The organism is Cellulomonas bogoriensis 69B4 = DSM 16987 (assembly GCF_000767165.1).
Lineage (GTDB): Bacteria > Actinomycetota > Actinomycetes > Actinomycetales > Cellulomonadaceae > Actinotalea > Actinotalea bogoriensis.
Window position 1 is genome coordinate 1 of the sequence record NZ_AXCZ01000119.1, and the last position, 8,383, is coordinate 8,383.

Annotated in this window: 8 protein-coding genes; 3 read left to right on the forward strand and 5 right to left on the reverse strand. The window is 73.9% G+C overall.

The genetic code is table 11. The features are described 5' to 3' along the window. On the reverse strand, nt 1-1,005 hold a 1,005-nt coding region (gene rsmH / locus N869_RS10565), incomplete at its 3' end, for a 16S rRNA (cytosine(1402)-N(4))-methyltransferase RsmH (protein WP_035061334.1). Between the two features lie 170 nt (nt 1,006-1,175). Further along, nucleotides 1,176-1,619: a division/cell wall cluster transcriptional repressor MraZ gene (gene mraZ, locus N869_RS10570; RefSeq protein WP_035061349.1), complete on the reverse strand. Its 444-nt coding sequence runs from the start codon at nt 1,617-1,619 to the stop codon at nt 1,176-1,178. A 402-nt stretch (nt 1,620-2,021) separates the two neighbouring features. Here mraZ and N869_RS10575 point away from each other — a divergent pair, with 402 nt between their 5' ends. Genes N869_RS10575 through N869_RS10585 form a run of 3 tightly spaced genes read left to right on the forward strand, consistent with a single transcriptional unit; the run spans nt 2,022 to nt 6,455 of the window. Then, nucleotides 2,022-3,017: an AAA family ATPase gene (locus N869_RS10575; RefSeq protein ID WP_035061337.1), complete on the forward strand. Its 996-nt coding sequence runs from the start codon at nt 2,022-2,024 to the stop codon at nt 3,015-3,017. 1 nt (nt 3,018) lies between these two features. Further along, nucleotides 3,019-4,260, forward strand: coding sequence for a DUF58 domain-containing protein (locus tag N869_RS10580; protein ID WP_035061340.1), 1,242 nt, complete (start codon nt 3,019-3,021; stop codon nt 4,258-4,260). Next, the gene (locus tag N869_RS10585; RefSeq protein WP_156968496.1) at nt 4,257-6,455 is read left to right on the forward strand and encodes a transglutaminase family protein; all 2,199 of its coding nucleotides are present in this window, start codon (nt 4,257-4,259) and stop codon (nt 6,453-6,455) included. The genes N869_RS10580 and N869_RS10585 overlap by 4 nt, the downstream gene beginning before the upstream one ends. 18 nt (nt 6,456-6,473) lie before the next feature. Here N869_RS10585 and N869_RS10590 read toward each other — a convergent pair whose 3' ends face one another. The 3 genes from N869_RS10590 to N869_RS17805 form a co-directional block, all read right to left on the reverse strand. Then, complete coding sequence (locus N869_RS10590) at nt 6,474-6,860, reverse strand: DUF3040 domain-containing protein (RefSeq protein ID WP_035061343.1); 387 nt, start codon at nt 6,858-6,860, stop codon at nt 6,474-6,476. 35 nt (nt 6,861-6,895) lie between these two features. Next, nucleotides 6,896-8,158: a DNA polymerase IV gene (dinB, locus tag N869_RS10595; protein WP_035061346.1), complete on the reverse strand. Its 1,263-nt coding sequence runs from the start codon at nt 8,156-8,158 to the stop codon at nt 6,896-6,898. A 7-nt stretch (nt 8,159-8,165) separates the two neighbouring features. Continuing rightward, nucleotides 8,166-8,383: SAV_6107 family HEPN domain-containing protein (locus tag N869_RS17805; RefSeq protein ID WP_035061352.1), on the reverse strand; the 218-nt coding region annotated here is incomplete at its 5' end.

Genomic DNA, 8,383 nt, shown 5'->3' on the forward strand with positions numbered 1-8,383 from the left:
CCCCGGGACGACGGTCCGCAGGTGGCCGGGCGTGGCGCGCAGTCGCTCGGCCGCCCGCAGGCGGACCGGCTTGGCGCGGGGGTTGCGCGCCTCCTCAGCCTCGTCGGCACGCTCGGCACCACGGGTCAGCAGGCCGAGATAGGGCTTGTGGGTCTCCGGCTCGACCGGGAGGTCGGCGGGCGCGCTGGACGTGGCGCCACGGGCCAGGGCCCGCTTCACCAGGCGGTCCTCGAGGGACTGATAGGCCATCACGACGATCCGACCTCCTACGGTGAGGGACTCCAGGGCTGCAGGCAGCGCGCGCGCCAGGGCGTCGAGCTCGCCGTTGACCTCGACACGCAAGGCCTGGAAGGTGCGCTTGGCGGGGTTCCCGCCGGTGGTGCGCGCCGCCGCCGGGATGGACTCGCGCACCACCTGGACGAGCTCGGAGGTACGGGTGAGCGGCGCTCGTTCCCGTGCCCGCACCAGGTTGCGTGCGATGCGGGCAGCGAACCGCTCCTCCCCGAACTCGTGCAGGACCCGGCGCAGGTCGCCCTCCGGGTAGGTGGCCAGGACCTCGGCCGCCGTGCGTCCGGTGCTGGGGTCCATGCGCATGTCCAGGGGTGCGTCCTGGGAGTAGGCGAAGCCACGGTCGACCTCGTCCAGCTGGAGGGAGGAGACGCCCAGGTCCATCAGGACGGCCTCGACCGGACCGCCGACGTGGTCCTCGACCACGGCCAGGACCTCGTCGTAGACGGCGTGGACGGCGGTGAACCGGCCCTCGAAGCGCTCGAGCCGCGCCGAGGCCAGGGCCAGCGCCTGCCGGTCCCTGTCGATTCCCACCACGCGCACGCCGGGGAACCGCTCCAGGAGCGCCTCGCTGTGCCCGCCCATCCCGAGCGTCGCGTCGACCACCGTCGCTCCCGGCCGCTCCAGGGCGGGGGCGAGGAGCTCGACGCAGCGCGCGAGCAGGACCGGCACGTGCCGGTTCCGTCCGTCCTGCTCCGACCCGCTCGTCCCGCTCATCACACCTCCCCCACCGGCTCGTCGCCGTGGTCCTCGCGCTGCTCGTCCGTCCACCTACCACCGTCGGGCCACCCGGCCAGGTCTCCCTCCGCAGCTCTCTGGCACCGGGGAAGTGCGCCAGAGGGCGGGAGGAGACCTCGTCGTGCGGCCCGGGCCCGTGGGCCCGTCACTCAGAACGCACCCGGGAACACCTCCTCGGCCGTCTCGGAGTAGGAGGTGATCTGCTCCTCCAGGTACGCGTCCCAGGCGGCCGCGTCCCAGATCTCCACCCGCGTGCCGGCGCCGATCACGGCCACGTCCCGGTCCAGGCCCGCGTAGGCGCGCAGCGGCGCCGGGATGGACAGTCGCCCCTGCTTGTCCGGGACCTCGTCGTGGGCACCCGACAGGAACACGCGCAGGTAGTCACGAGCCTGCTTGCTCGTGACCGGCGCCTGCCGGATCTGGTCGTGCATACGTCGGAACTCCTCCATCGGGAAGACGAACAGGCACCGTTCCTGGCCGCGGGTGACGACCAGTCCCGACGCCAGCTGGCTACGGAACTTCGCGGGGAGGATCAGTCGACCCTTGTCGTCCAGGCGCGGCGTGTAGGTCCCCAGGAAGGGGCTGTAACCCACCGCGTCCGTGCTCACGCCGACCTCCCCTCGTGCGCTCGCCCGACCCCGGGAGACCACTGCACTCCCAGGACCTCCACGCTACTCCACTTCCCTCCACCAGCAACCGGTGCCACGCGCCGCCACGCCGAGATTTCTGGACGGATGCGCAGGTCAGAGCCGGTGGAGGGAAGTGGGGGTGAATTCGGTGAAGGTTTCGGAGACAAACGACTCGAATCGGACGCAACACCACGAACACCACGACGGAGGCCGCTGCAAGGGCGCTGCGAGGGGCCCGCGGCGGCACTGCGTCGAGCGTGCACGGGCTCCCGGTGGAGCGTTGTGGGGGTACGGCGCCCGTGCCTGACGGGCAGTCGACCACGCCGCGCCATCACCTAGGCTGGGAGCGCCCCACGGAGGTCACCCATGCACTCCCTGCCTGCACGCCCGGAGGTCGAAGCGGTCACCCACACCGCTCGAGCCCTCACCGAGTCCCTCGGGGACGTGGTCCGGGGCCGACCCGCCCTGGTACGCCTGACCGTCAGCGTCCTCCTGGCCGGCGGGCACCTGCTCCTGGAGGACGTCCCGGGGGTGGGCAAGACCACCACCGCCAAGGCGCTGGCCCAGGCGATCGGCGGGCAGGTGGGACGCATCCAGTTCACCCCCGACCTGCTTCCGGGTGACGTGACCGGGGTCAGCATCTACCACACCGAGACCCACGACCTGCAGTTCCGGCCGGGCCCGGTCTTCGCCCACGTGGTGATCGCGGACGAGATCAACCGTGCCTCGCCCAAGACCCAGTCCGCACTGCTGGAGTGCATGCAGGAGCGACAGGTGACCGTCGACGGCACCACCCACCCGCTACCGGACCCGTTCATGGTGGTCGCCACGCAGAACCCGGTGGGGATGGACGGCACCTACGCCCTGCCCGAGGCCCAACGTGACCGCTTCATGGCCCGGGCCATGGTCGGCTACCCCGACCCCGAGGACGAGCTCGACATGCTCGAGCGGCAGGAGGTCGCCGACCCCCTGGCCTCCGTCCACCCCGTCACGAGCGCAGCCGAGATCGCCCACCACAGCACGGTGGTGCGACGGATCTACAGCGCCCCCAGCATCAAGGAGTACGTCGTGGCGCTCGTGCGTGCGACCCGCGAGCACCCGATGCTCCGGCTGGGCGCCTCGCCCCGCGCGGGGATCCAGCTCCTGCGCGCCGCCAAGGCGGTCGCCGTGAGCGACGGCCGCGACCACGTGCTGCCCGACGACGTCCAGGAGCTCGTGCTCCCCGTCCTGGCGCACCGGCTCCTGCCCAGCGCGGACGCACGGCTCGCCGGGAGCACGGTCACCGAGACCCTCACCCAGGTCCTCGCCCACGTCCCGGTGCCGGTGGGGCGCACCAAGCGGGCGCTGCGGGTGCCGGTCTGAGGTGCCCGGACCCCGGACGACCTCGCGCGGCAGGCTGGTGGGCCTGACCGGAGCAGCCCTGCTCGTCGCAGGGGTCGCCACCGGGCAGCTCTTCGCCGTCCAGGCCGGCGCGCTCCTCGCCCTCGCCCTCGCCGCAGCAGGGCTCGTCATGGCCGCCACCGCTGCGACCAGCACCCGTCTGCCGCTCGAGGTCACCCGGGACCTCACGCCCGCCGCGCTGCACGTGGGGGACCAGGGCGAGGTGCGCGTGCACGTCCGAAGCCTGTCCGGCCTCACCCGCCCCGACCGCCTCACGTTCCGGGAGGACGGTGACCCCTCGCTCCACGACGGCGGAGCCCCCGACCCGGAGGTGTCGACCCACGGGCGCGAGGTGACCCTGACCTACCCCGTGCACGCCACCCGGCGTGGACGCCTGCACCTGGGGCCCTTGGACCTGCACCACGGCGACCCGTTCGGACTCCTGGTCGGCCACGTCCCGGTCGGCGACGTCGCGCCCGTCGCCGTCCGGCCCCGCGTGGTGCCCCTGGACGTCGTCGACGCGGTGGCCTCCCACGAGGCGGAGCGACCCGCGAGCGGGACCCCCCAGCCCGCCGTCGACGACACCGCGCTCCGGCCCTACCGGACGGGCGACGACCTGCGCCGCGTCCACTGGCCCGCCACGGCTCGCCGGGGATCGCTCCTGGTCCGCCAGCCCGAGCGGACCGGCCGACGCTCGGCCTCCGTCGTCCTGGACCTCGACCCCGACGAGGCCGCCACCGAGTGGACCATCAGCACCGGCACCTCGGTCGCCCTCGCCCTGCTGGCCGGCGGCCACCACACCAGGCTCCTGGCCGGGGGCACGCTCGACGACCACCCCGAGGCCCGCGCGGACCACCACCCGCCGGACACCGGGGAGGCCGCTCGCGAGGAGATCCTCGACCACGCCACCGACCTCGAGGCACCCCAGGACGCCGCCCAGGCGGACCGTTGGCTGCGCACCGCGCTGGGCACGCTCCTGGCAGACCCCGGCGGCACCGAGGTCGTCGTCGCGGTCCTGAGGGCCCCCTCGGGAGAGGCCCTCAGGACCCTCGCGCTGCTCGGGGACGGCGGCCGGGCGTGGGCGATGGTCCACCCGGGGCCGGGAGCGGTGAGCGCCGTCACCGCACTGCGCCGCGCCGGATGGTGCGCAGCGGAGGTCGAGCCGCACCAGGACCCGGCGGAGGCGTGGACGGCCCTGGTGGCCTCGGCAGGAGCTGCACCGTGAGCCCCGTCCGCGAGTGGGCGGGCCCCGTGCTGACCGGGACCGTCGTCATCGCCGGCGCCGTGGGCATGTCGTCCCTGGTCCGCCCCGACGGGTGGCTGGTCCGGGTCACCGTCCTGGTGGCCGCCCTCGCGATCACCACGGCCCTCGTCCGGCGTCGGGCCCGCTCCCAGGGCCTGCCGACCATGGTGGCGACAGCGGTGGGCGCGGTGGTGCTGTGGGCGTGGTTCGCGCCTGCAGGCCTGGCGACGCCGCCGGGACCGGATGCGATGGGGCACCTCCTGGACCTCTGGGGCGAGGGGGTCCGTCACGTGGTCGGGGGCCGCATCCCGGTCACGGCAGGACCAGGCCTGGCCCTGATCGTCACCTGCGCGACGGTGGGCCTGTTCCTGGTCTCCGACCTCGTCGCGTGGGGTGGTCGCCGACCCGGTCTCGCAGGGGTGGTGCTCGCGGTCCCGTGGGTCGTCGTCGCCGCCTTCGAGCGCTCCCCGTCCGGCCTCGCGCTGGCCGTGGCCGCTGCCGGCTACCTCCTCACCCTGGCCGCCGCTCCCCCGGTCGAAGCACCTGGGCCCCGGACCGCCAGCACGCCCGGTCCCGCACCGACCGCCGTGCTCGCCGGCGCGACCGCCGTCGCGGCGCTGCTCCTCGCGCCCGTCCTCGCGACGCTCCCCGGTGCCGGCACGTGGGCACTGCCGAGCATCTACAGCGGCCGGCACACCGACGCGCCGGTGCGTCTCTCGACCGACCTCGACATGCAGACCGACCTCGTGGAGCGCTCGGACCGACCGGTCCTGCGGTACCGCTCCAGCGACGGTGCCCCCTACGTCCTGCGGCTGGCGACGCTCGCCCACTACGAGTCGGGCCGGTGGCGGCGTGACCTTGGAGGAGGGCCCGACGCCGACGCGCGGGACGGGCTCCTGTGGCCCGAGCACCTCGAGGGGGGCACCGAGGACGCGCTCGTCATCGACGTGCTCGCGCTCGACGAGCGCCGGGTCCCGCTGCCCGTGGAACCCCGCCGCTTCGACTCCCCGTTCCAGGGACGCTACGTCCCGCAACGGGACGAGGTGCTGGGCCGGGTGCAGCCGGGAAGCCGGATCTCCCTGTCCGTGGCCCACCGGGACCTGGACCCGGAGCACCTGAGATCGGACTCCCCCGGCCGACCTGCCGACGGCCGCGAGATCCCACCGGACCTCGGCGGGCGTGGCGCGGAGATCGCCACGCTCACCCGCGAGATCACCGCGGGCGCCCGGACCGCGTACGACCAGGCCCTCGCGTTGCAGGAGCACTTCCGCACCGGCGGTGGGTACGAGTACTCCGAGCAGGTCCCTGAACCCGCCGGCGACGAACCCGTGTGGGAGTTCCTCAACGAGCGCGTCGGGTACTGCGTGCAGTACGCGACAGCGATGGCCGTCATGGCCCAGACCCTGGACATCCCAGCCAGACTGGGGGTCGGGTTCCTTCCCGGTGAGCCGAACGCCGACGGCACGTACGTCGTCAGGGCCCGCCACGCCCACGCCTGGCCCGAGCTCTACTTCGAGGACGCCGGGTGGGTGCGGTTCGAACCCACGCCCTCGGTGCAGGCGGGCTCCCCACCACCCCACGCGGCCCCCGCGGCGGACGCCGACGAGGTCGAGGCGGAGCCGCAGGTCACACCCGACGACGCGCCCGGCCCGGAACCCGACGGAGCTCCGGACGTCGACCGCGCGGAGGAGGACCCGTCTGCGGCCGACGAGGACGACCGGGACCAGGGGGGCGAGCCCCAGGCAGGCCCTGGTGCCGAGGACGAGCAGAGCACACCATGGCCCGCCGTGCTGCTGGTGACCACCCTGGCACTGGCGGGTGGCGCAGCGGCGTGGCTCCTGAGGACACGGTCGCGGCGTCACGGGCCGCGCGGCGTGGAGCACGCGTGGCAGCGTCTGCGCCGCGAGCTCGCGCGGCACGACCTCGCCTGGCCCGCCTCGACCTCACCCCGGGCGGCGCGCGCACTCCTCGAGCCCCACCTGGGGCCCACCGGTCACGAGGCGATGGGACGGCTGGTCCACACCCTGGAGCAGGTCAGGTACCGGCCCGGGAGCCAGGACGGCGAGGAGCCTCCCACCGCACGCCTGGACGCGTGGGTGGACGCAATTACCCGGGACCTGCGACCGGCCGCCACGACGCCCACCCCGTCCGACGGCGGGAGCCCCGAGCGGCAGTAGCCCCGGCCCCGAGAACCGTCAGCGCTGGTCGCCATCCCTGCGGTTGTCCCAGCGCTGCTCCATCCGGTCCATGAACCCCGGTTCTCGCTGACGCGACTTGCTCCGCGGGCGGATGGAGCCGTCGTCGCCGACGACGCCTGCCGGGCCCTTGCGCGGGGTCGAGAACGCGAGGACCACGGACACGAACATGCCGATGAAGCCGAGGACACCGAGCCACGGGAGGGCGAGGACCGCTCCGATGAGGAGCACCACGAGACCGGCAAGGGCGCCGGTGCCGCAGAGGATCCACCGGCGAAGGCTGGTCGTGCCCCGCCCCTGGAAGGTGTTGACGAGCTTGGGGTCGTCAGACGAGAGCTGCTGCTCCATCTGCTCCAGTACGCGCTGCTCGTACTCGGACAGAGGCATCGCTACCTCCGTGCTGCCGTTGGGACGGGACACCATCAGGATAGGTCCCGTTCGCCCTCTGCGGTAGTTGGGAACGCACGCGTCCGACCCACGACCGAGGCCGGCCCGAGGGAACCGGCCCCGAACTTCACCCTCACCTGGTCCATCACCTGCTCCGCCCGGCGCGCTGACGCATTCCCCTCGCCGGCGGACTCCTCGAGAGTCATCGGTCGCGCATCGGCCTGCTCGAGGTGCTCGGCGCGGACGCCGACCAGCCGTACGCGCTCACCTGCCAGGTCGACCGACCCCAGCAACGACCGCGCCACGGCACGGATCTCCGCCCCGAGATCCGTCGGTGCCCCCAGGCGCCTGGACCGGGTCGTGGTGCGGAATCCGGCGGTGCGCACCTTGACCGAGACCGTGCCCGCGACCACCCCCCGGGCACGCAGACGCGCCGCGCACCGGTCCGAGAGCCGGACCAGCAGGCGATCGAGCTCAGCAGGGTCCGCGCTGTCCCGTTCGAGGGTGACCTCGGCACCGACCGACTTCTCGACGCGGCCAGGGACCACGGGCCGCGGATCCACACCCCAGGCCAGTGCGTGCAGGTGGTCACCGGTCGCGTTACCCACGGCCCGACGCACGACCGCCACGTCCGTCCGTGCGAGCTCGGCGACGGTGCGGATCCCCCACCGTGCGAGCGCCGCCCTGGTGCGCTCACCCACACCCCACAGGTCCTCCACCGGCAAGTCGTGCAGGAACGGGACAGTAGCGGCCTCGGGCACGACCAGCAGCCCGTCGGGCTTGGCCATGCCCGAGGCCAGCTTCGCGACGAACTTCGTCGAGGCGACCCCCACCGAGCACGGCAGACCGAGCGCCTCGCGCACCTGCCTCCTGATCATCTGCGCGACGACGACAGGGGCCCCCAGCGACCGCCGCGCGGCGCCCACGTCCAGGAACGCCTCGTCGACGCTCACCTGCTCGACCTGCGGGGTGATCTCAGCGAGCAGGGCCATCACCGCCGTCGAGGCCTCCCGGTAGGCCTGCTGGTCCGGAGGCAGCACCACCGCCCGTGGGCACAGGCGCCGCGCACGCGCCATGGGCATCGCGGAGTGCACCCCGAAGGCCCGCGCCTCGTAGGTCGCCGCCAGCACGACAGAGCGCCCATCCCCACCCACGACCACCGGCCGACCACGCAGCTCCGGGCGGCGCACGAGCTCCACCGAGGCGAAGAACGCGTCCATGTCCACGTGCAGGATCGAGCAGCCCGAGTCGTCCCCGCCCCAGTCGCGCCTCGGGGTGGAGCCCGAGCGGCGGCTCACCGCACCCTCACCCGGCGCGCGGCACGTCAGGTGCCACCAGGAACCTGCGCACCGCGTCCTGGAAGTCCTCGGCGGCCACGACCACGGCGTCCGCGCGGTCCGTCGACACCACCGCGCGTGAGGCCTCCACGGCAGCACGCTCACGAGCCCCACCGGCGAAGTAGGCGGCCCAGTCGGCGAGAGCGGGCGCGCTCCTGGCCAGCAGGTCCCACACGCTGCGCGGCG